This is a genomic window from Streptomyces sp. NPDC005820 (assembly GCF_040630255.1).
Classification (GTDB): domain Bacteria; phylum Actinomycetota; class Actinomycetes; order Streptomycetales; family Streptomycetaceae; genus Streptomyces.
In genome coordinates this window covers 48,934-69,011 of the sequence record NZ_JBEXXE010000041.1, presented here as the reverse complement: position 1 = coordinate 69,011, position 20,078 = coordinate 48,934, and the positions used below count along the sequence as shown (strand labels likewise).

Genomic DNA, 20,078 nt, shown 5'->3' with positions numbered 1-20,078 from the left:
CGGACGCCTCCCGGTGCCGGACGCCGGTCCTCTCCGGGCGGCGGACGCCGGACGCCTCCCGGTGCCGGACGCCCGTCCTCTCCGGGCGGCGGACGCCGGACGCCTCCCGGTGCCGGACGCCCGTCCTCTCCGGGCGGCGGACGCCGAATGCCTCCCGGTGCCGGACGCCGGTCCTCTTCGGGCGGCGGGTGAGGGCGCTCCAGATTCGGGCGCCCTCCTGGCGCCGGGTGTCGGTGCTCATGCGCCCGCTCCCTTCAGCTCCTGGGCGGCCGTGCGGCCGTCCATCGGGTTCTTCGCCGCCAGGAGTTGTTCGAGGGCGGCCTTCATCCGGCGGGCCGCGGCCTCCGGCTTCGCCGAGCCGAGGTTGGAGGAGGCGACGATCGGGCCCATGCGCTGGGCGAGGATGCCGGTGGAGCCCGCGAACCAGATGTGGGGCTCGGTGGCGGGATGGTCCATCGCGGGGCGCGAGTACTCGTTCTGGGGGGCCAGCTTCAGATACGCCGGGTCCTCGAAGGTGGGCAGGTACGCCGGGACATGGCCGCCGTTGGCCCAGGTGGTGGCGTGGGTGACCATGTAGGCGGCGAGCGCGTAGGCGTCCTCGTTCGCGGCGCCGCCGCGGTGGGCCTGGTGGGGCAGGATGAAGGAGTGCGACTCGGCGTGGGTGGCCGGGGTGCCGAAGACGGGGGGCAGCGGCTGGGCGCCGTACTCGATCTTCTGGGAGTTGAAGTACGGCACCGACCAGTTGCCCTCCCAGGTGAAGGGGGAACCGGCGAGGAAGGCCTCGGCGTCGGCCTCGCCGACCGTGACATGGCCGTCGGTGACGTGCTTGCGGAAGAACTCCAGGACCTCCGTGGCCTTGCCGGTGTCGAAGGTGACGTCCGTGTGGTCGTCGCTGAAGTAGGTGCCGCCGAGCTGCTGGTGGAAGGCGACGAAGAACCACCAGCAGAAGTTCTGGTCGTTGGCGTGCAGGCCGAGGGTCTGCTGTCCGTCCTTCAGCTGCGCCTTCGCCGCCTTGAGCACGGCGAACCAGTCGTCCTGCGAGGTGACGGTGGGCAGCCGGCCGTCGGCGTCGAGGAGGCCCGCCTTCTCGCAGACGTCCTTGCGGTAGAAGCTCAGCTGGACGTGGATGTCCAGGGGGAGGGCGTACAGCTTGCCGTCCACGATGCCGCGCTGCCACAGGACCGGGTTGAAGTCGGCCTCCCGGACGCCGTACCGGGCGAGGAGGTCGACGTCCCACGGGTCCAGGAGACGGCCCGGGGCGAAGCCGGGGATGCGGCCCTGGTGCATGACGGCGAGTTCGGGGGCGCGGTTGCCGGCCGCGGCCATGGCGAGCTTGGTGTAGTACGGTCCGCCCCAGGTCAGGGTGGCGTCCTTGACCGCGATGTCCGGGTGCTCCTTGCGGAAGGCGTCCACCATCGCGACCTGGTTGGCGCCGTCGCCGCCCTGGAAGAGATTCCAGTAGCGGACGCGGGTGCGGCTGCCCGCCGCGAGCGCGTCGGCCCCGGTGCCGAGGGCGGCGAAGCCGAGACTGCCCGCGACCACGGCGCCGCCCGCGGCAGTGAGGAGTTGCCTGCGATTCAGGCGAGGTTGTGCCATACCTTGCCCCTGTCGTTCGACATTTCGGATCTTGCCCGTAACTTCGAACGCGACCGTAAAATCGATGCGCTTGCGCGTCAATGGTTTCGACACGAAGTCTGATAGCGCTTTCTATCGCAGCCGCGCCTCTCCCCCCACCCCCGTCGAATCTTTTCGTGACGCGGACACAACCAGCCGCGTAGGCTCGAAGCCGCGACCGGAGGGCGCCGGGCGGGCTGCCGTACGGCGGCGAGAAGGGGGCGGGACCTGATGGACATCGCGGGCGCGCGCGGGACGGCGGCCCGGATCGCCTCCGCGCTGCGGCGCCCGAGGACCGGGCCGGCCATGCGCGAACTGACCGGCGAGCTCTCCGCCGCGCTGCGGGCCGGGCCCCGGCGGCCGGCCGGGGTGCGGGAGGTGTCCCGGGCGCTGTGCGAGGCGATGGCCGCACGGCGCGGCGGACGCCCCGTGGAGCTGCGGTTCGAACGGTTCCCCGACGAGATCGGCGTGACCGGGCTGTGGGTGGAGTTCCGCGACTTCGACCTGGTCATCGTGGAGGAGCGGGCCGAGGCCGTGCAGCAACTGGTCATCCTCGGCCATGAGCTGTGGCATCTGCACGCCGGGCACCGGCACCACCACCACGGTGTCGGCCGGGACGCGGCGGGGGTCCTCGCCGGACGGCGCGACTGGGAGTCCATGGCGCTGACGGTCGCCGCCCGCAACGGGTCCCGGGAGACCGACGAGGCCGAGGCGGACGACTTCGGGCACCGGCTCGCGGCCCGCTTCCGGCGCCATCTCGCCGAGGGCGTGAGCGGGGACGGTAGCGGGGGCGGGGCCGGTGGCTCCGGTGGCTTCGGTGGCTCCGGCGGGGAGGCCTCGCCGGTCCAGCGGTCGCTGGGCTATCGCGGACGCGGGGGCGCGGCCCGGTGATCCACGGTCTGTACATCTCCTTCTGGCTGCCCACCGTGGTGCTGGGCGCCGCCCTGGCGATCAAGCTGCCCAGCATCCTCAAGCTGTGGCGGGACCCGCTGCTGCGGGCGGTCGGCGGACTGCTGCTGTTCGCCTGCGCGGTGTTCGTGTTCGCCGCCCCGCGGACGATCGCCTGGACCAACCGGGTCACCGGCGTCCCCAACATCGCGGCGCCCTGGGTGTACTCCCTGCTCACCGCGCTCTCCGCGTCCTGGCTGCTGCTGGTCATCGCCTGGCGCAACAACCTCACCGAGCGTTCGGCCCAGACCCGGCGGGCCACCCGCTGGGTGGTGTCCGTGTACGCGGGGGTCGTGGTCGCGCTGTGGGTGCTGTTCACGCTGGCCGACGTGCCCGTGGAGCGGATCCGGGACCTGGACACGTACTACGCCACCACGCCCTTCATGCGCGAGGAGATCCTGCTCTATCTGCTCGCGCACACGGTGGCCTGCTCGGTCACCGCCGGGCTGATCTGGAACTGGAGCCGCACCGAGGGCCTCGACGCCTGGCTGCGCTGGGGGCTGCGCTTCCTGGGGGCCGGGTATGTGACGAACCTGCTGTTCAGCGCGGCCAAGCTGACCGCCGTCGTGGCCCGCTGGACCGGGCACGACCTGGACTGGCTGAACACCAACATCGCGCCGTCGGCCGCCTGTCTCGCGGCCACCCTGGTCGCGATCGGCTTCATCGTGCCGCACGCCGGCCAGTACCTCCAGGAGCGCTGGCGGGTCCGCCGGCTGCACCGCGGCCTCCGGCCGCTCGCCCGGCTGATGCGCCCCGTCGTCGGCACCCGCGAGCCCCTCGCGCTGCGGGCCACCCCCGAACTCCGGCTGATCCGCCGCGAGACCTTCATCCGCGACGCCGTCCTCCAGCTCTCCCGCCACCTCGACGACGACCTGCGCAGGCGCTCCTACGACGCCGCGGTCGCCCTCGGCCACGACCGCGGTCGCGCCCAGGCGCTGGCGGCGGCGGTGACGATCCAGGAGGCGGTGGCGGCGAGCCGCCGAGGGGAGTCGTCACCGGAGGGGCCGGCCGACACCGGACCGGCCGACGGGGCGGACCGTCCCGCCCGCTCCGGGGACACCGCCCCACCGATCGGAAACCCCGCCCTGGGCGCCGGCGCCGGCGCCGCCATCGCGGCAGCCCGCGGCGCGGGCCCACGCCTGGAGGAGACGCTGCCCGGGAGCACGGGGGTGGAGCCGCGGGGCGCGGAGGCGGAGGCGGAGGCGGAGGCGGAGACCCAGGGTGCGCAGACCCAGGGTGCGCAGGCCCAGGGTGCGCAGACCCAGGGTGCGCAGACCCAGGGTGCGCAGGCCCCAGGTGCGATCCAGGGTGCGGGATCCCAGGGCATGGGTGCCGGGTCGACGCGTGTCGAGGCCTCGGCGCCCGCGGCGCTCGGGGAGTCCGGTTCCGCCGGCCCGTCCGCGATGTCCGGCTCCCCCGGGAGCGGGGCCGGGGCGGATACGACTTATCTGTTGCGGGAGATCCAGGCCGTGTCCGAGGTTCTCCGGTATCCCGATGACATCGACGCGGTCCGTGAGCTCGCGGTCCGCCCCGGCAGAGAGCATGTCCCCGCATGACTGAAGATCCCACCCCCGCCAGAACCGCCGTAGTCCTGGGGGGATCCCATGCCGGCATGCTCGCGGCGGCCGCCCTGGCCCCGCTCGCCGAGCGGGTCGTCGTCATCGAGCGGGACGTCCTGCCCGACGGCCCCGAGCCCCGCAGGGGGCTGCCCCAGGCGCGCCACGCCCACATGCTGTGGTCGGGCGGGGTGCGGGCGCTCACGGAGCTGCTGCCGGGCGCCACGGAGGCGCTGCGGGCGGCCGGGGCGCGCCGGCATCCGGTCACCACGGACATGGTCGTCATGGGGGCGCGCGGCTGGTTCCGGCGCTGGCCCGAGTCGCACCATGTGATCCTCGCCGGGCGGGACCTGCTGGACGCGACGGTCCGGGCGCAGGTCCTCGCGGACGAGCGGGTGGAGCTGCTCGACGGCACCGAGGTGCTGGGCCTGGAGGGCACGACGGGGGCGGTCACCGGGGTGCGGGTCCGCAGCCGGGAACGGGACGGGGACGGCGTACGGGACGGGGACGGCGTACGGGTGGTGCGGGCCGGGCTCGTCGTGGACGCGACCGGGCGCGGCTCGCGGGCGTCGCGGTGGCTGACGGAGCTGGGGCTGCCCGAGGTGGAGCGGCGCGAGGTCGACGCGGGGCTGGCGTACGCGAGCCGGCTCTACCTCGCTCCCGAGCAGGCACGGTCCGGCTACCCGATCGTGAACGTGCAGCCGGATCCGCGGGACGCGCGTCCGGGGCGGGCCGGCTTTCTGCTGCCCATCGAGGACGGGCGCTGGATCGTCACCCTCAACGGTACGCGCGGCGGTGAACCGTCCGCCGACGCCGGGGACTTCGTCCGGTTCGCCCGGGAGGAGCTGCGGCATCCGATCATCGGGGAGCTGCTGGAGCGGGCCGAGCCGCTCACGGACGTGTCGTACACGCGGGCCACGCTCAACCGGCGGCATTTCTACGAGCGGATGCCCCGCTGGCCGGAGAACTTCGCGGTGCTCGGGGACGCGCTCGCCGCGTTCAACCCGCTCTACGGGCACGGTCTCGCCGTCGCCGCGCAGAGTGCGGCGCTGCTGCGGGACGTCGTGCGGCGGTACGGATGGGGGGCGGCCGGGCTGGCGCGGCGGGTCCAGCGGGCGGTGGCCCGGCCGGCCGGGGCGGCCTGGGATCTCGCGATCGGGCAGGACGTGTTCTATCCGGGGGCGACGGAGGGCGGTCCGACGGCACGGGACCGGGTGCTGTCGGCGTACGTGGGGCGGCTGATGCTGACGGCGACCGGGAACGGACGGATCGCCCGGCGGGTGACGGACGTGACGTCGCTGGAGCGGGGGGCCGCGGTGCTGCTGACGCCGTCCGTGCTGCTGGCCGCCGCGAGGGGTCCGCTCAAGCCGGCCTTGAGCGGACCGCCGTTGACAGCGGACGAACGCAAGCGGGCGGGACTGGAGTAGCCGCGGGTCCGCCGGTGCCGGCCGGGTTTCCCGGCACGGCAGCCGCACGCCCCAGGGGCGCGGGGAACTGCGCGATCAGCCCCCACGCACCCGCACCCGCAGCCGCTACCGCACCCGCTCCCGCACCACCGCCTACAACCGACTCAGCCCTTGAAGGCGGGCTGGGCCAGCCCCTTCCCCACCCCCGGTATCACCAGCAGCGAGCCCGCCACCGGGTGGGGGGCGTCGAGGCCCACTCGGGCCGTCGTGATGTAGAGGTCGGTGAGGTCGGCGCCCCCGAAGGCGCAGGCCGTCACCCGGGGGGTGGGGAGGGTGATGACGCGGTCGAGTTCACCCGTGGGGGTGTAGCGGCGGACCGCTCCGCCGTCCCAGAGCGCGACCCAGACGCAGCCGTCCGCGTCCACGGTCAGCCCGTCGGGGAAGCCGGCGCCCTCCTCGATCTCGGCGAACGGGCGGCGCTCGGAGATCCGGCCGTCGGCGAAGGAGAAGACGTCGACCCGGCGGGTCGGGGAGTCGATGTAGTACATCAGCGAGTGGTCCGGGCTCCAGCCCGTGCCGTTGCTCACCGCCACGTCGTCGAGGAAGACCTCGGCGGTGCCGTCGCCGGTGAAGCGGGACAGGGTGCCGCCGCCGGGGGCCTCGTCGTAGCGCATGGTGCCGGCCCACAGGGAGCCGTCGGGGGCGACGGCGGCGTCGTTGGCGCGGCGGCCGGGCACCGGCTCGTGGTGCAGCCAGCGGAACGCGCCGTCCTCGTCCAGCAGGGCCACGCCGTCCCGGAGGTTGAGGACCAGGCCGCCGCCCTCGCGGGGCTTGGCCGCGCCCACGTGCTGGTCGGTGACCCGGACCGTGCGGCTACCGGTCGAGGGGTCGTAGGTGTGCAGCCGGGAGCCGAGGATGTCGAGCCAGAGCAGTCGGCCGGTGGCCGGGTCCCAGGTGGGGCCCTCGCCGAGGGTGGCCTCGGCCCGTACAGCGACGTCGTACGAGGTGCTCATGCCACGCTCCGGTAGCCGAGGAGTTCGGAGAGTTCGGCGGCGCCCTTCGCGGCGAGCTGCTCCAGCTCGATGCGGCGCTCGTCGCTCCAGCGGATCATGGGGACGGAGATCGACAGGGCCGCCACGACCCGGCCGGTGCGGTCGCGGACGGGGGCGGCCACACAGCTGACGTCGGGGTTCGACTCGCGGCTCTCCACCGCGACGCCCCGGTCCCGGATCTCCGCGAGCGCGGTGCGCAGGGCGGCGGGCTCGGTGATGCTGTTCGGGGTCATCCGCACGAGGTGGGCGTCGTCGGGGACCCGGGCGGAGAGCTCGGCCTCGGGGAGGGAGGCCAGCAGCATCTTGCCGACGGAGGTGCAGTGGGCGGGCAGCCGGCGGCCGGCGGCCGAGACCATGCGCACCGCGTGCGTGGAGTCGACCTTGGCGATGTAGATGACGTCCGTCCCTTCGAGGATCGCCACGTGGACGGTCTCGTCACACGTCTCGGCGACACTGCGGGCGACCTGCTGACCCTCGGCGGCGACGTCGAGCTGCTCGGCGTACCGGCTGCCGAGCTGGTACGGGCGGACGCCCAGGCGGTACCGTCCGGGCTGTCCGGGCATGGGGACGATGTAGGAGCGCGCGGCGAGCGTGGTCACCAGTTCGTGCACCGTGGTGCGCGGGAGCTGGAGTTTGCGCACGATGTCGGGGGCGGAGAGCGTCCCGTCCCCGTCGAGGAAGAGCTCGAGAATGTCGAGAGCTCGGGTCACGGCTGGTACGAGGCGTCCCACGACCGGCCCCCTCCCTGTTTCGTCCCTGGCCTGCGTTCGAAATTTCAACAGGCGATCGGCATGGCGAACACAGGCTGTCATATGGCGCTGCGCTGGGCAATGGTCCTGAAACGCCTCGGTGCGCCAGGATGGGGGCATGCCGACCCCGAAACGTCTCGCCGGCACCTTCAGTGTCGCCGACTTCCAACTCGTGCTGCTGCGCCGCATGGCCGACCACAACCCGGATCTGGTGGACGACGCCCGCCATGGCCTGGGGGTGTCCCTGGCGCAGATGAGGGAGGCCAACAAACGCTGGCAGGCCATGGTCCACTCCCCGCACGCACGGGGCGCCCTCTCCCGTTACCGCTCGGTCCTCGGTGAACCCGAGTCGAGGACCGCCCGCCGCGTCGGTGACCTCGACTGCGAGTCCTGGCAGTGGCCGATCCCGCTCTGGCCCGATCTGCGCTTCGAGGTGCTGCTCGCGCCGAACAACTCCGTCTGGAACGACTGGCTGGTCCGCGGCCCGCAGCGGCCGGGCCCCGCGCCGCGCACCCTGGACGACCTGGCCCCTTGGTCCTGCACGGTCGACGAGGTCGCCCGCGCCTTCGCCCCGGCCCGGCCGCTGGAGGGGACCGCCCCCAGCCGCTGGGGGCTGGCGTTCACCGCGCCGGACCGGCTGGGCGTGCCCAGGGAGGTGATCGCCGAGTTCACCTGGGGGCTGCTCCAGCGGACGACGATCCACGACGGCCGCGGGCTGCCGCCCGAGCCGTACCCGGAGTACTAGGCCGTGTCCGCAAAGTCCCTCCCCCAGAGGGGGTACCCCCAGCCCCACGACGCCTGGCACGCTCCCCCAGAGGGGGCACCCCCACCCGCCGCGCCGGGCGAAGCCCCAAGTACATCCAGTACGAGGGTCTCCGCCCGGCACGCCGAGAGCACGCTCCCCCGCGCTCGGCTTCGCTCGCGCGGGAGGGGCCCCCACGACGCCGCGCGGCCCGCCCTTCGGGCGGACGACGGGACTTTGCGGACACGAACCTAGGCCGTGTCCTGGGACCCGCCGCGGCGGGTCGTCGCGAGGATCCCCGCGACGACCGCCGCCACCGAACCGGTGTGCAGGGACAGGAACAGGTTCGGTTCGACCAGCTCCAGTTCCATGACCTGGGGGCGGCCGTCGTCGCCGGTCACGAGGTCCACGCGCGCGTAGAGCAGTTCGGGGGCCTCCGGTACGGCCGCCAGGGCCTGTTCCGCCACGGCCAGCTCGGCGTCCGTCGGCTGCCACGGTTCCAGGCCCGGGTGAGCCACCTTGCGCTCGTCGTACGGCGTGCCGGGCGCGAGGACGGCGCCCTTGCGGCTGGCGTGCAGCAGACGGCCGCCGAAGAACTGCAGGGCCCGCTCACCAGCCACGTCGATGGTGCGCACATAGGGCTGCACCATCGCGGTGAGGCCCTCGGCGTGCAGGCGCGCGAGGTGCCGTACGGCGGTGTCGTGCTCGTCGGGGGTGTAGCGGGCGGCGAACCGGGCGCCCCCGGCGGAGGTCGGCTTCACGACGTACTCGTGGTCGTCGGGGAGGCCGACCGGGTCGCCCGGCGCGAGGTAGCGGGTCGGGACGGTCGCGACTCCGGCGGCCGCGAGCGTGCCGAGGTAGCGCTTGTCGCTGTTCCAGCGGATCACCTCGGCCGGGTTGGCCAGCCGGGTGACCGCGGCGGTCTTCTCGGCCCAGGCCAGGAACTCGGCCGCGCGCCAGCTGTAGTCCCAGGTGGAGCGGATGACGGCGAGGTCGTGGGCCGCCCAGTCCACGTCCGGATCGTCCCAGACGACGGCCCGCGCGTCCGCCCCGGCCTCCTGCAGCGCCGCCACCAGCCCCGGCAGATCCTGGTCGACGGAGACCTCGGCTCCGGGCCGGCAGGTGACGAGAGCGATACGGGGCACAGCGGGACTCCCTCTTCGTGCGCATGTCCGATGATCAGTCCCCGGAAGGCTAACAACCGCGCCTCGGCGAAAGCGTGCCGGCTGTCGCCCGGGGCGCTGCGGCTCTACGACGGGCTGGAGCTGCTGCGGCCCGCACGGGTCGACCCGGCCCACCGGGTACCGCTACCAGGCGGCCGGCCGGCTCGAACAGGCCCGGCTGGTGGCCTGGCCGCGGCGGCTCGGGATGCCGCGGTCCAGCCGGGGCCCGGACGACGTGAGCAGTGTGTTGGCCGACATGGTGCCGACGGCCTGAGCCGGGGCAGGATCGGGGGCACAGGGTCACCAGTCCAGCGGCCCACCGGTCCAGCGGCGCCACCAGTCCGGCAGCCCCGGTCCGGCACAGCCCCCAGTCCAAGGAGCGTCCGCGTGTCCTCTCTCTTTCCCGCCCTCACGGGTGATCCCTCCGAGCGCGTCGCGCTGCGGTTCGGTGAGCGGAGCCTGACGTATGCGGAGCTCGCGGCGGCGGCCGGGGCCGTCGGGGAGCGGGTGCGCGGGGTGGGGAGGGTGGCCGTGTGGGCCACTCCGGCCCTGGAGACCGCCGTGGCGGTGGTGGGGGCGCTGCTCGCCGGGGCCGCCGCCGTGCCGCTCAATCCGAAGTCGGGGGACAAGGAGCTGGGGCACATCCTCGGCGACAGCGCGCCGGGGCTGGTCCTCGCGGCCCCCGGGGACGAACTGCCCGCCGCACTGGCCGGGTTGGAGCGGGTGGACATCGAGGTGTCCGCCGTCGGGCCGATGCCCGCCGGGGAGGCCGTGGGCGACGAGGACCCGGCCCTCGTCGTCTACACCTCCGGCACCACCGGCCCCCCGAAGGGCGCGGTCATCCCCCGGCGGGCCGTCGCCGCCACCCTGGACGCCCTCGCCGACGCCTGGCGGTGGACCGGGGAGGACGTGCTGGTGCACGGGCTGCCCCTGTTCCATGTGCACGGGCTGGTGCTGGGCGTGCTCGGGCCGCTGCGGCGGGGCGGGTCCGTACGGCATCTGGGGCGGTTCACCCCGGAGGGCGTGGCCCGGGAGCTGAACGGCGGCGCGACCATGCTGTTCGGGGTGCCGACGATGTACCACCGGATCGCCGAGGCGCTCCCGGCGGACCCCGAGCTGGTCAAGGCGCTGTCGGGGGCGCGGCTGCTGGTGTCGGGCTCGGCCGCGCTGCCGGTGCACGACCACGAGCGGATCGCGGCGGCGACCGGTCGGCGGGTGATCGAGCGGTACGGCATGACGGAGACCCTGATGAACACGGCGGTGCGGGCCGACGGGGAGGCCCGGGCGGGGACCGTCGGGGTGCCGCTGCCGGGGGTGGAGCTGCGGCTCGTCGACGAGGGCGGGGCGGCCGTCGCGGCGTACGACGGGGAGACCGTCGGCGAGATCCAGGTGCGCGGTCCGAACCTGTTCACGGAGTACCTCAACCGGCCCGACGCGACCGCCGCCGCGTTCACCGCCGACGGCTGGTTCCGCACGGGTGACGTGGCCGTGCTCGATCCGGACGGGTACGTACGGATCGTGGGGCGCAAGGCCACCGATCTCATCAAGAGCGGCGGGTACAAGATCGGGGCCGGGGAGATCGAGAACGCGCTGCTGGAGCATCCGGGGGTGCGCGAGGCGGCCGTCACGGGGGCGCCGGACGCGGACCTCGGGGAGCGGATCGTCGCCTGGATCGTCCCGGTCGATCCCCAGTCGCCGCCGGGGGACGCGGAGTTGGCCGACCATGTGGCCCGGCGGCTCGCCCCGCACAAGCGGCCCCGCGAGGTGCGGTACCTCGACGCGCTGCCCCGCAACGACATGGGGAAGATCATGAAACGGGCGCTGCCGGCATGACGGAACGTGCGAGTGCCCGCAAGGTCGTCGCCCTCGTCGCCGACTCCCTCACCTTCACCGAACTCCCCTACCCCGAGCGGGACTTCGGCAGCGACGGGCCGCTGGCCTGGCCCGGCTACGACCTCTCGCGCGCCCGCGCCGCCGCACGCACCGGCGAGACCGAGTCCGTCGTCTGCGGCACCGCGCGGGTCGGGGGCACCCCAGTGGTGCTGATCGCCTTCGAGTTCGGCTTCCTGGGCGGCTCGCTGGGCCGGCGCACCGGCGACCGGCTGGAGGCGGCGTACACCCATGCCCGGGAACACCGGCTGCCCGTCGTGCCGTTGGTCGCCACCGGCGGCAGCCGAATGCAGGAGGGCATGCTCGCCCTCACCCAACTCCAGCGTGTGGCGCGGCAGTCGGCGCTGACCCGACAGGCCGGTCTGGCCCAGATCGCGGTGCTGCGGGACCCCACGACCGGCGGCGGCTGGGCCACGCTCGGCGCGGGCGCCGACGTCGTGCTCGCGCTGCCCGGCGCCCAGGTCGGCTTCGCCGGGTCACGGGTGCGGCCGGCGGACGCCGATCCGGCCGCGTACACGGCCGAGGCGCAGGTCGCGGCGGGGGCGGCGGACGCCGTCGTACCGGCCGCGGAGCTGCGGGAGACGCTCGGGCGGTGGCTGCGGCTGCTGACCGGGGCGTCCGGCGAGCCGGCCCTGGTGCCGGAGCCGCTCGGCGCGCGGGACCTGCCGGCCTCGGGCTGGGACGCCGTGCGCCGCGCCCGCTCGCCCCGCCGGCCGCGCGCCGCACGGTACCTGGACGCCTACTTCACGCACCGCGTCGCGGTCTCCGGCGACCGCTGCGGGGGCACCGACCCCGACGGGATGCTCTGCGGCTTCGGCGAGCACGACGGCCGTACGGTCGCGTACGCCGCGCAGACCGGGGCCGCCACCCGGCCCGCCGGATACCGTACGGCGACCCGGCTGATCCGGCTCGCGGACCGGCTCGGCATCCCCGTGCTCACCCTGGTGGACACGCCGGGCGCGGCCAACGACGCCGAGGCGGAACGGCAGGGCGCGGGCGCGGCGATCGCCGAGCTGTTCGGGGTCCTCGCCACCGTGCGGACGCCGGTCACCACCCTGGTGATCGGCGAGGGCGGCTCCGGCGGGGCGCTCGCGCTGGCCGCGCCCGGCCGCACCTGGGCCGCGCCGGACGGCTACTTCTCCGTCATCGCGCCGGAGATGGCCGCCGCGATCCTCAAGCGTCCGCCCGGGGAGGTGGCGGCGACGGCCGACCAACTGCGCATCCGGCCCCAGGACTTGGTGGAACTGGGGGTGGTCCGGCCGGTGAAGGAACAGGACAATCCCGAGCACCGTCCGTAACAATGGGGATGCGCAGAGCCGCAGAGGCCTGCGGAAGCCGGAAGAGCGAGAGACGCGGGACGAGAGAAGGGGCTACGGGGGCGCTGTGGAAGGAATGGTGGAGTTCAGGACCGACGACGGGGCCGTGGTCTCCGTGGAGGAGGCCGCCGACCGGCGGCCCGGGTCACGGCTGGTGGCGCGCGGCGACGGCACGGTCCAGGCAGCCCGTACGTTCGAGGGCGCCCTGGAAGGGGTGCGCGCGGCGGCGGAGTCCGCGCTGCGGGTGTTCCGGGACGGCACGTTACGGCCGGACGGGGTGGAGATCGAGTTCGGGGTGAAGCTCTCGGCGGAGACCGGCGCGATCATCGCCAAGGGCACGGCGGAGGGGCACCTCGTGGTGAAACTGACCTGGTCCCCGTCGCCGGACGACGCGCGACGGCCCCCGTCGGCCGGGGGGCCGGAGCCCGCCGCCGCCTCATGAACAGCGCCGAGTGGCACGCCCGGATCGAGACCGCCGGCCAGGTCGCCGGGGCGGGCTTCCTGATCACCCCGCGCAAGGTGCTGACCTGCGCCCATGTGGTGGGTCGGGGCGGCGCGGCGGACGGACTGACCGTCACCTTCACCGAGCGGCCGGGTTTCCCGGCCGTACCGGCGCGGGTGATCGCCGACGGCGGCTGGGGCGGCGGCCCGACCGACCTCGGCGATCTCGCCGTACTGGAACTGGCGTACGAGGTGCCGATCGCGCCGGCCGCGCTCGCCCCGGTCGACGCGGCGCACGGCGAGCGTGCCGACCGGCCCCGCAAACTCGTCGTGTACGGCTTCCCGGTCGGCTTCGACGAGGGCACGCTCGCCGAATACCGGGTCACCGCCGCCCAGTTGCTCAACCGTGAATGGATCCAGCTGGAGGCCTGGCAGCCCGGCGGGCAGCCGCTCGCGCCCGGGTTCAGCGGCGCCGCCGTCGCCCTCGCGGACACCGGCGAGGTCGTCGGCATGGTCACCGCGGCGGCGGGCGCGCAGGATGTGCGCAACGGGCGGATGATGCCCACCGAGGTCATGGCCCGCTACTGGCCCGACCTGGAGGGCCTGGTGCCCACCTCCGACCACGGGGCGGCCGACCGGGCCCGGCTGCGCGGACTCGTCGAGCGGGCCGTGCGCGCGCACCTCGACTGCGATCCCGTACGGCTCGTACGGCTCTACGAGGCCGCCCGGGGGCCGCTGGACCCGGACGCGCCCGAGGAGGGCTTCGACTCGCTGTGGTCGGCGGCCCTGTTCGTTCTGTGCGAGATCGACGGCGCCGACGCGGCCGGTACCGTCGCCCGCTTCAGCGCCCAGGTGGAGGCGCTGTTCCGGGCCCCCGCCGCGCCGGCCGCCGCGCCCGCCTGGTCGCCGATCCTCGTCGATCTGCGGCACAGCGGCGCCGGGGACGGGCATGTGCGGGTGGAGGTGTCCGCGTACAGCGGGGGCCGCAGGCATCCGGTCGCCTCCGAGACCGTGCCGCAGGCCCGGGTGCGGGCCTATGTGCAGGAGCGGATCGACGCCGCGTTCCGGTATCTGACGCCCGGCTGCGACGAGTTGATCGCCTTCGCGCTGCCCCGGGACTGGATCGACCTGCCGGTGGACCGCTGGGCGAGCGCCCCGGACGACGAGACCCCGCTGGGGTCCGTCTACCCGCTCGTCGTCACCGACCAGGCGCGGCTGCGGCCGGGCACCCGGCACCAGCTGACCCGCGCCTGGCGGCGGCTGGACACCCTGCCGGGGGCGCGGGTGCACCGGGTGGAGTGCGGCAGCCCCGAGGACCCCGCCCGGCTGCGGCTGAGGCTGCGCAAGCCCGACGCGTGCCTCGCCGGTTTCGCCACCGCCCCGGCCGCCTCCGCCACCCGCCCCCACTTCGACACCTCGCTCACCGCGCCCGCCCCGGTGGTCGTCTGGTCGCGGGGCGGCTGCGCGGGCGGCGCCGGGGGCTGCGCGGGCGGCGACGGCTGCGCGGGCAAGACCTTCCTGGACGAGCTGGACGCCTGTGTCTCCGCCGTGCCGCCCGCCGAACTCCCGCGCGAGGTCCTGGCGTTGCGCGAGGAGGCCGACGCGGAGGAGGGCCACTGGGCCCGGGACATCCAGCTGCTGTGGGACGACCCGCGCGTCTTCACCGACCCGCACGGCGACACCCCCGCCCACGCCCGCTCCCCCGTCTCCTGAGCCGCCCTCGCCCCCACTCCCGCCCCCGCGTTCGTCCGTCGAGTCACGCCGAGTCACGCCGAGTTTCGGAGAACCATGCCCCACTGGACCGTCTACACCGGCACGAGCGAGCCGCACGACGGCATCGACCGGCTGCCCGAGCCGCCGCCCTGGCGGGCGTTCGACGGCGAGCCCGTGCTGCCGCCGCCGCACGACGGCGACGACGAGGCCGCCGTCTCCCCCGACCGCGTCCACCGCGCCCGTACGTACGTCGCCACCCCGGAGAGCGTCCAGCTCGTCAACGCGGCCCTCGTCCTGCGCCGCCCGCTGCTGGTCACCGGCCCGCCCGGCACCGGCAAGTCCTCCCTGGCCTACGCGGTCGCCCGCGAGCTGGGCCTCGGTCCGGTGCTGCGCTGGAACATCACCAGCCGCTCCACCCTCGCCGACGGGCTCTACCAGTACGACCCGCTGTCCCGGCTGTACGCGGCACGGCAGGCGGCGTCCAGGGCCCCCGAGGCCCTGCCGGGCGGCGGCGTCGAGGACCATCTGCGGCTCGGCCCCCTCGGCACCGCCCTGCTGCCGTACGCCCGTCCCCGCGCCCTCCTGGTCGACGAGATCGACAAGAGCGACCTCGATCTGCCCAACGACCTGCTGAACGTGCTGGAGGAGGGCCAGTACGAGATCCCCGAGCTGATGCGGACCGGCCGCCACGCCGTCGGGGACGCCACCGCCGAGGTGCTCGCCGACGGCACGCACGCGCCGGTCACCGTCACCCGGGGGCGGGTCCGCTGCCGGGCGTTCCCGTTCGTGGTCCTCACCAGCAACGGCGAGCGCGAGTTCCCGCCCGCCTTCCTGCGCCGCTGTGTCCGGCTGAAGCTGCGCCGCCCCGGCCGCGAGCAGCTCACCGAGATCGTCCGCGCCCACCTCGACACCCCGCCCGGCGAGGCGGAACACCTCATCAACCGGTTCCTGACCCGCGCCGCCGACGGCGAACTCGCCACCGACCAGCTGCTCAACGCCCTCTACCTCACGGGGGTCGCGGGCCTGGACGCCGACTCGCGCGACGCGCTCGCGGAGCAGCTGATGCCGTACCTCGGCGCCACGGCGGACGACGATGGCCTCTGACGCCCCGGCCCCCGCCGGCGGCAGCCCCGCGCTGGCCCGCCTGGCGGCCCTGCTGACCGCCGCCGCGGACACCCCGCCGACGGCCCGCGAACTGGCGGAAGCGCTGTGGCTGGCGGGGCGGTTGGAGGGTGCGCGAGGGCCCTTGCCGGAGGGGGAAGCGGAGGAGGCCGGGGCGGGGACAGGGGCGGAGGCGTCGCCGACGGAGGCGACCGCCCCGGTGGCACCCCCAACCCCACCAGCCCCACGAACCCCACCGCCCACGCTCCCCACCGACGACCGCGTCCCCCTCCACCTCCCCACGCCGGCCCGCCCCGCTGCCCCCGCCCCCGCGACCGGGGCGGCGACCACCGACACCACCCCGCTCCTCGCCCCCGCACCCCCGATGCTGCCCCGCCCCCTGGCCCTCCAGCGGGCCCTGCGACCGCTGAAGCGCACGGTGCCGGCGGCCCGCGACCGGCTCCTCGACGAGCGGGCCACGGCGGACCGCATCGCACGGCTCGGCGCGCACCCGGACGTCTGGCTGCCCGTGCTGCGCCCCGCCCGCGACCGCTGGCTGCGCCTGAACCTGGTCCACGACACGGGCCCGACCATGCCCGTCTGGCGCCCCTTGGTCCGCGAACTGCACACCGTGCTGGCCCAGTCGGGCGTGTTCCGCACCGTCGGCCTGCACCCGGCGGCGCCCGACGGAAGCGCCCGGCACGTGCCCGACCCGGGGGACGGCCGGACGGTCGCCCTGGTGGTCAGCGACTGCATGGGCCCGCAGTGGCGCGCCGGCCCGGCGGGCGAGCGCTGGTACCGCGTCCTGCGGCACTGGGCGTCCCGGATGCCGCTGGCCGTCGTACAGCCGCTCCCGGAACAGCTGTGGCCGACGACGGCCCTCCCGGTGGAGCCCGGCGTCCTGTCCGCCCCGGCCGCGGCGGCCCCGCTCACCGCCCTCGCCTTCACCCCCTATGCCGCGGAGGCCGAACCCCCGCCGCCCCCGTCCGCCCTCCCCCTCCCCGTCCTCGAGCCGGGCGCGCCATGGCTCGCCAACTGGGCGGCGCTGGTGGCGTCCCCGGGCGGCGCCCGCACCCCCGGAGCGGTGGCCTGGCTGCCGGCCGCCCCACCGCCCACCGCCCCCAGCCCCTCCCCCACGGACCTCCCCGCCCAGGACCTGGTCCTGCGCTTCCGCGCCACCGCGTCCCCCGAGGCCTTCCGCCTGGCCGGGCATCTGGCCCTGGCCGTCCCCTCGGTCCCGGTGATGCGCCTGGTCCAGCGGGCCGTGGACCGCGACCCGCGCCCGCAGCACCTCGCCGAGGTGATCCTCAGCGGCATGCTGACCGCCACGCCCGGCCCACCCGGCTCCTACGCCTTCCGCCCCGGCGTGCGCGACCTCCTGCTGCGCACCCTGCCCCGCTCGACCCGCGGCCGCACCCGGGAACTCCTGGAGCGCGTCGGGGGTCTGATCGACGAACGCGCGGGCCTGGCACCTGGCGCATTCCGCGCGGAGGCCTCCGGCGGCGGGGAGAGCGCCGGCGGCCCGGCCTTCGCGACGGTGAGCCCGGAGACCGTACGGCGGCTGGGCGGGGCGTCCGCCGAGGAGCTGATCGGGGGGCGGTACCGGCTGCTGGAGCGGCGGGGGCCGGGGCGGCGGGTGTGGAGCGCGGTGGACGTCCGCACCGGCCTGCCGGTCGTCGTCCACCTGTACCCGGAGCAGCCGGCCCCGCAGGAGCGGTTCCTGCGGGAGGCGCGGGCGCTGTCCGGGATCGAGGATCCGCGTGTGGTGCGGGTGCTGGATTTCGGGGTGGAAGGGGAAACGCCGTACCTGGTGGCGGAGTTCGTGGACGGGGTGACGCTGACGGAGGTGATCGAGGGCAGCGGGCCCGGTGTGTCCCTCGGGGTGTTCGCACGGCTGCTGGGCGACGGGACGGCCGGGCTGGACGCGCTGCACGAGCGAGGGCTGGTGCGCGGACAACACGGCGCGGAGGGGCTGCTGTTGCGTCCGGACGGCACCGTCACGCTCAGTCGCTTCGCCCTGGGGCTGGAGTCCCGCGGCTGGACCGTGGCCTCGGACTCGGCGGCGTTCGCCGCCCTGCTGGGGCGCCTCGCCCCGTCCGTACCGGCCCCCTCGCGCCACCAGGCGCTGATGGACGAGATCGCGCAGGGCGCCGTGCCCGCCTCCGCGCCGTCGGAGCTCTCGGCCGCGCGGGGGTACGACGCGCTGCACATCAAGCTGCTCGGCCCCCTGCGCCTCACCCGCGGCGAGCGGCCGCTGAGGGTTCCCTCGCCCGAGGCCCAGGCGCTGCTGTGCATGCTGCTCCTGAACGCCGGGCGGCGCATGACCTACGCGGAGCTGGCAGCGGGTCTGTGGGAACGGCCGCCGACCGGGCCGGAGGCGGACCGCCGCGTCGACGCCCTCGCCTCGGAGGTCCGCGACAGTCTCGGCCCCGGCACCCTGGCGGCCCTCCCGGACGGTTACGCGCTGCACGCGGGCGGCGCCCAGGTCGACGCCACGATCTGCGAGAGCGCCCTGGCCCAGCATGCCGGCGACCTGAGCCCGGAGCTGGGCCGGCGGCTGATCCAGGGCGCGCTCGACCTGTTCCGCAGCGACCCCCTGCACGGCGTTCCCGGTCCTGCCGCCGAGGCGATCCGCACCCGTCTGCGCAATCTGCGCCAGTCCCTGCGGACCGCCCTGGGAGAGGCCGAGGCCCCCGCTCTCCGCTTCCAGACCGACACCGACCTCTCCGCCCACCCCGAAAGCCGCATCACCCTCGAGTACGCGGTCCACCAGGTCCTGTCCCGGGGCGCCCTCGCACCGCAGCAGTACGGGGTGTACGTCCACCCCGACGGCTACTCCGTCCGGGTCCGGCCCGACACCGATCTGCTGCCCGTACTCGTCGCGGCCCTGCGCTGGCTGCCCGAGCACTGGGCCACGCTCACCGCACCGCCCCGGCTCTCCGTGTGCTTCGGCGCCTCGGCTCCCGCGGAGAGCGACGCCCCGTTGCTGATCGTCGTCTCCCCCGCCCTCTACGGCAGCTTCACCGCCAGTTCCGCCGCCGCCGGGCCGTACCGGTTCCATCCGTTGTACGGGGAGTACGGCGAGTACGGGGGGTACGGGGACTCGGGCGTGCCGCGCGCCTGGTGGCATCCGGGGGGCGGCCCGCGGGAGTTGGTGAAGGGGCCCGCGGTCGCCGGTGATCTCTGGCGGCTGGGGATTCCCGCGCCGGGCCGCAGTGCCGTCGTGCACACCGGGCCCGAGGGACCGCTCACCCTGCTGAACCCGGCCGACCCGTACGGCGGCGGCCCGCCCCGTCCGGTGACGTACTACGAGGTGGACCTCACCCCGCAGCACGCCGTCCACCAGGTCTCCCTGCCCAGCTCCGGCAAGGGCGACTTCACGGCCGCCGTCGAGCTGTCCTGGCGGGTCGCCGATCCGGTGGCCTTCGTACGGGCGGAGGTCGCCGGGGTGGCGGAGCGGCTGCTGGACCACTTCCGGGAGGCGGCGCCCCGTATCACCCGCCATCACTCCGTACGGCGGCCCGCGGGCGCCCAACGGGCCGTCAACTCCCAGCTCGGGCGGTGGCCCGTACCGGGCCTGGACGTCAGCTGCACGGCCGCCCTCGCGCCCGACTACGCCCCGCCGCCCGAGATCCCCCGCGCGGGCGCGGACGCCCGGCCGCTGTCCGAGCTGCTCACGGACGCCGAGACCGTGCTGTTCGGCTTCGACGGGCCGCTGGTCCGGCTGTTCACGGCGGCCCGGGCCCGCGAGGCCGCCCTGGAGCTGCTGCGGACGGTGGCGGAGCACCGTGATCCCGAGGAGGCGTTGGCGGGCCGGTCGGCGGGGGACGCGAGGGCGGCGCGGGAGCTGTTCGTGCATCCGCTGGACGTGCTGCGGGCCTTCGCGCAGGACCGGGTCGGCCCGCTGCTGCGGGACCACCTCGACCGGCTGGAGCTGGCGGCCGTACCGGACGCGCCGACGACCCATCACTCCCTGGCCCTGGTCCGCGCCCTGCATACCGCCGGGCGCCGGGTGGGGGTCGCCACGGACGTCTGCGAGCAGGCGGTCGGGCGGCATCTGGAGGCGCACCGGCTGCCGCTCCTCGCGGGCGTGCACGGCCGGGCCGACGACCTCGGCCGGCTCATGCCGCACCCGGACTGTCTGCTGCGCGCCCTGGGCCCGCGGGGCGCCCCGGCCGGCACCGGCGTCCTGATCGGCTCCACGCTCGCCGAGCTGACCGCCGCCCAGCAGGTGGGTCTGCGGTTCATCGGACTCGCCCGCAATCCCACGGTCGAGCAGGTGCTGCGCACGGCGGGCTGCGCCGTCACGGTGCCCTCGCTGACCGCCGTACTGGAGGCGGCGCGGTCGCTGTAGCGCCCACCTCGGTGAGATGTGGGTCACATGTCG

At 75.3% G+C, this 20,078-nt stretch carries 14 protein-coding genes and 2 pseudogenes; 11 read left to right on the top strand and 5 right to left on the bottom strand.

Annotated elements, in window-relative coordinates; all coding sequences use genetic code 11:
- Both ABZ464_RS38575 and ABZ464_RS38570 read right to left on the bottom strand, forming a co-directional pair.
- Positions 1 to 241 (bottom strand): hypothetical protein (locus ABZ464_RS38575; RefSeq protein ID WP_359285644.1); only part of this gene is annotated, 241 nt, incomplete at its 3' end.
- Positions 238 to 1,596, bottom strand: coding sequence for an extracellular solute-binding protein (locus ABZ464_RS38570; protein WP_359285642.1), 1,359 nt, complete (start codon positions 1,594 to 1,596; stop codon positions 238 to 240). The genes ABZ464_RS38575 and ABZ464_RS38570, both read right to left, overlap by 4 nt.
- 249 nt (positions 1,597 to 1,845) lie before the next feature.
- Between ABZ464_RS38570 and ABZ464_RS38565 the strand changes: the two genes are divergently transcribed.
- The 3 genes and pseudogenes from ABZ464_RS38565 (at position 1,846) to ABZ464_RS38555 (ending at position 5,545) form a co-directional block, all read left to right on the top strand.
- Complete coding sequence (locus tag ABZ464_RS38565; RefSeq protein ID WP_359285639.1) at positions 1,846 to 2,505, top strand: toxin-antitoxin system, toxin component family protein; 660 nt, start codon at positions 1,846 to 1,848, stop codon at positions 2,503 to 2,505.
- A pseudogene (locus ABZ464_RS38560) lies at positions 2,502 to 3,599 on the top strand (MAB_1171c family putative transporter); the annotation flags it as partial. The gene ABZ464_RS38565 and the pseudogene ABZ464_RS38560, both read left to right, overlap by 4 nt.
- A gap of 515 nt (positions 3,600 to 4,114) precedes the next feature.
- The gene (locus ABZ464_RS38555) at positions 4,115 to 5,545 is read left to right on the top strand and encodes a pyridine nucleotide-disulfide oxidoreductase (RefSeq protein ID WP_359285636.1); all 1,431 of its coding nucleotides are present in this window, start codon (positions 4,115 to 4,117) and stop codon (positions 5,543 to 5,545) included.
- A 143-nt stretch (positions 5,546 to 5,688) separates the two neighbouring features.
- On the opposite strand, the gene ABZ464_RS38550 is transcribed toward ABZ464_RS38555, so the two are convergent.
- Together ABZ464_RS38550 and ABZ464_RS38545 are read right to left on the bottom strand one after the other, a co-directional pair.
- Complete coding sequence (locus ABZ464_RS38550) at positions 5,689 to 6,537, bottom strand: SMP-30/gluconolactonase/LRE family protein (RefSeq protein ID WP_359285634.1); 849 nt, start codon at positions 6,535 to 6,537, stop codon at positions 5,689 to 5,691.
- A complete protein-coding gene (locus ABZ464_RS38545; RefSeq protein WP_359285632.1) occupies positions 6,534 to 7,307 on the bottom strand; it encodes an IclR family transcriptional regulator in 774 nt (257 codons plus the stop codon). The genes ABZ464_RS38550 and ABZ464_RS38545 overlap by 4 nt, the downstream gene beginning before the upstream one ends.
- Positions 7,308 to 7,443: 136 nt before the next feature.
- Between ABZ464_RS38545 and ABZ464_RS38540 the strand changes: the two genes are divergently transcribed.
- Positions 7,444 to 8,070, top strand: coding sequence for a hypothetical protein (locus ABZ464_RS38540; RefSeq protein WP_359285629.1), 627 nt, complete (start codon positions 7,444 to 7,446; stop codon positions 8,068 to 8,070).
- Positions 8,071 to 8,318: 248 nt separating this feature from the next.
- Here the strand turns inward: ABZ464_RS38540 and ABZ464_RS38535 are convergent, their stop codons facing one another.
- Positions 8,319 to 9,212, bottom strand: a complete 894-nt coding sequence (locus ABZ464_RS38535; RefSeq protein WP_359285626.1) for a hypothetical protein — start codon at positions 9,210 to 9,212, stop codon at positions 8,319 to 8,321.
- A 30-nt stretch (positions 9,213 to 9,242) separates the two neighbouring features.
- Between ABZ464_RS38535 and ABZ464_RS38530 the strand changes: the two are divergent.
- The 7 genes and pseudogenes from ABZ464_RS38530 to ABZ464_RS38500 form a co-directional block, all read left to right on the top strand.
- Positions 9,243 to 9,441: pseudogene (locus tag ABZ464_RS38530) on the top strand (hypothetical protein); the annotation flags it as partial.
- 176 nt (positions 9,442 to 9,617) lie between these two features.
- Positions 9,618 to 11,063 carry an acyl-CoA synthetase gene (locus ABZ464_RS38525; RefSeq protein ID WP_359285624.1) on the top strand — a complete coding sequence of 482 codons (1,446 nt, stop codon included), beginning with the start codon at positions 9,618 to 9,620 and terminating at the stop codon, positions 11,061 to 11,063.
- On the top strand, positions 11,060 to 12,418 hold the full coding sequence (locus ABZ464_RS38520) for a carboxyl transferase domain-containing protein (RefSeq protein WP_359285621.1): 1,359 nt from the start codon (positions 11,060 to 11,062) through the stop codon (positions 12,416 to 12,418). Before ABZ464_RS38525 ends, ABZ464_RS38520 begins: the two co-directional genes overlap by 4 nt.
- 85 nt (positions 12,419 to 12,503) lie before the next feature.
- Positions 12,504 to 12,878, top strand: coding sequence for a CU044_2847 family protein (locus tag ABZ464_RS38515; RefSeq protein ID WP_359285618.1), 375 nt, complete (start codon positions 12,504 to 12,506; stop codon positions 12,876 to 12,878).
- Positions 12,875 to 14,590, top strand: coding sequence for a trypsin-like peptidase domain-containing protein (locus ABZ464_RS38510; protein WP_359285616.1), 1,716 nt, complete (start codon positions 12,875 to 12,877; stop codon positions 14,588 to 14,590). The genes ABZ464_RS38515 and ABZ464_RS38510 overlap by 4 nt, the downstream gene beginning before the upstream one ends.
- A 75-nt stretch (positions 14,591 to 14,665) precedes the next feature.
- Positions 14,666 to 15,694: a MoxR family ATPase gene (locus ABZ464_RS38505; protein ID WP_359285613.1), complete on the top strand. Its 1,029-nt coding sequence runs from the start codon at positions 14,666 to 14,668 to the stop codon at positions 15,692 to 15,694.
- Positions 15,684 to 20,045, top strand: coding sequence for an SAV_2336 N-terminal domain-related protein (locus tag ABZ464_RS38500; protein ID WP_359285609.1), 4,362 nt, complete (start codon positions 15,684 to 15,686; stop codon positions 20,043 to 20,045). The genes ABZ464_RS38505 and ABZ464_RS38500 overlap by 11 nt, the downstream gene beginning before the upstream one ends.
- The last annotated feature ends 33 nt before the right edge of the window (positions 20,046 to 20,078 follow it).

Bases quoted from the DNA above. Each gene is read 5' to 3' on its own strand.
- ABZ464_RS38570 (WP_359285642.1), bottom strand. From the start codon at position 1,596: ATGGCACAACCTCGCCTGAATCGCAGGCAACTCCTCACTGCCGCGGGC.
- ABZ464_RS38565 (WP_359285639.1), top strand. From the start codon at position 1,846: ATGGACATCGCGGGCGCGCGCGGGACGGCGGCCCGGATCGCCTCCGCG.
- ABZ464_RS38555 (WP_359285636.1), top strand. From the start codon at position 4,115: ATGACTGAAGATCCCACCCCCGCCAGAACCGCCGTAGTCCTGGGGGGA.
- ABZ464_RS38550 (WP_359285634.1), bottom strand. From the start codon at position 6,537: ATGAGCACCTCGTACGACGTCGCTGTACGGGCCGAGGCCACCCTCGGC.
- ABZ464_RS38540 (WP_359285629.1), top strand. From the start codon at position 7,444: ATGCCGACCCCGAAACGTCTCGCCGGCACCTTCAGTGTCGCCGACTTC.
- ABZ464_RS38520 (WP_359285621.1), top strand. From the start codon at position 11,060: ATGACGGAACGTGCGAGTGCCCGCAAGGTCGTCGCCCTCGTCGCCGAC.
- ABZ464_RS38510 (WP_359285616.1), top strand. From the start codon at position 12,875: ATGAACAGCGCCGAGTGGCACGCCCGGATCGAGACCGCCGGCCAGGTC.
- ABZ464_RS38505 (WP_359285613.1), top strand. From the start codon at position 14,666: ATGCCCCACTGGACCGTCTACACCGGCACGAGCGAGCCGCACGACGGC.
- ABZ464_RS38500 (WP_359285609.1), top strand. From the start codon at position 15,684: ATGGCCTCTGACGCCCCGGCCCCCGCCGGCGGCAGCCCCGCGCTGGCC.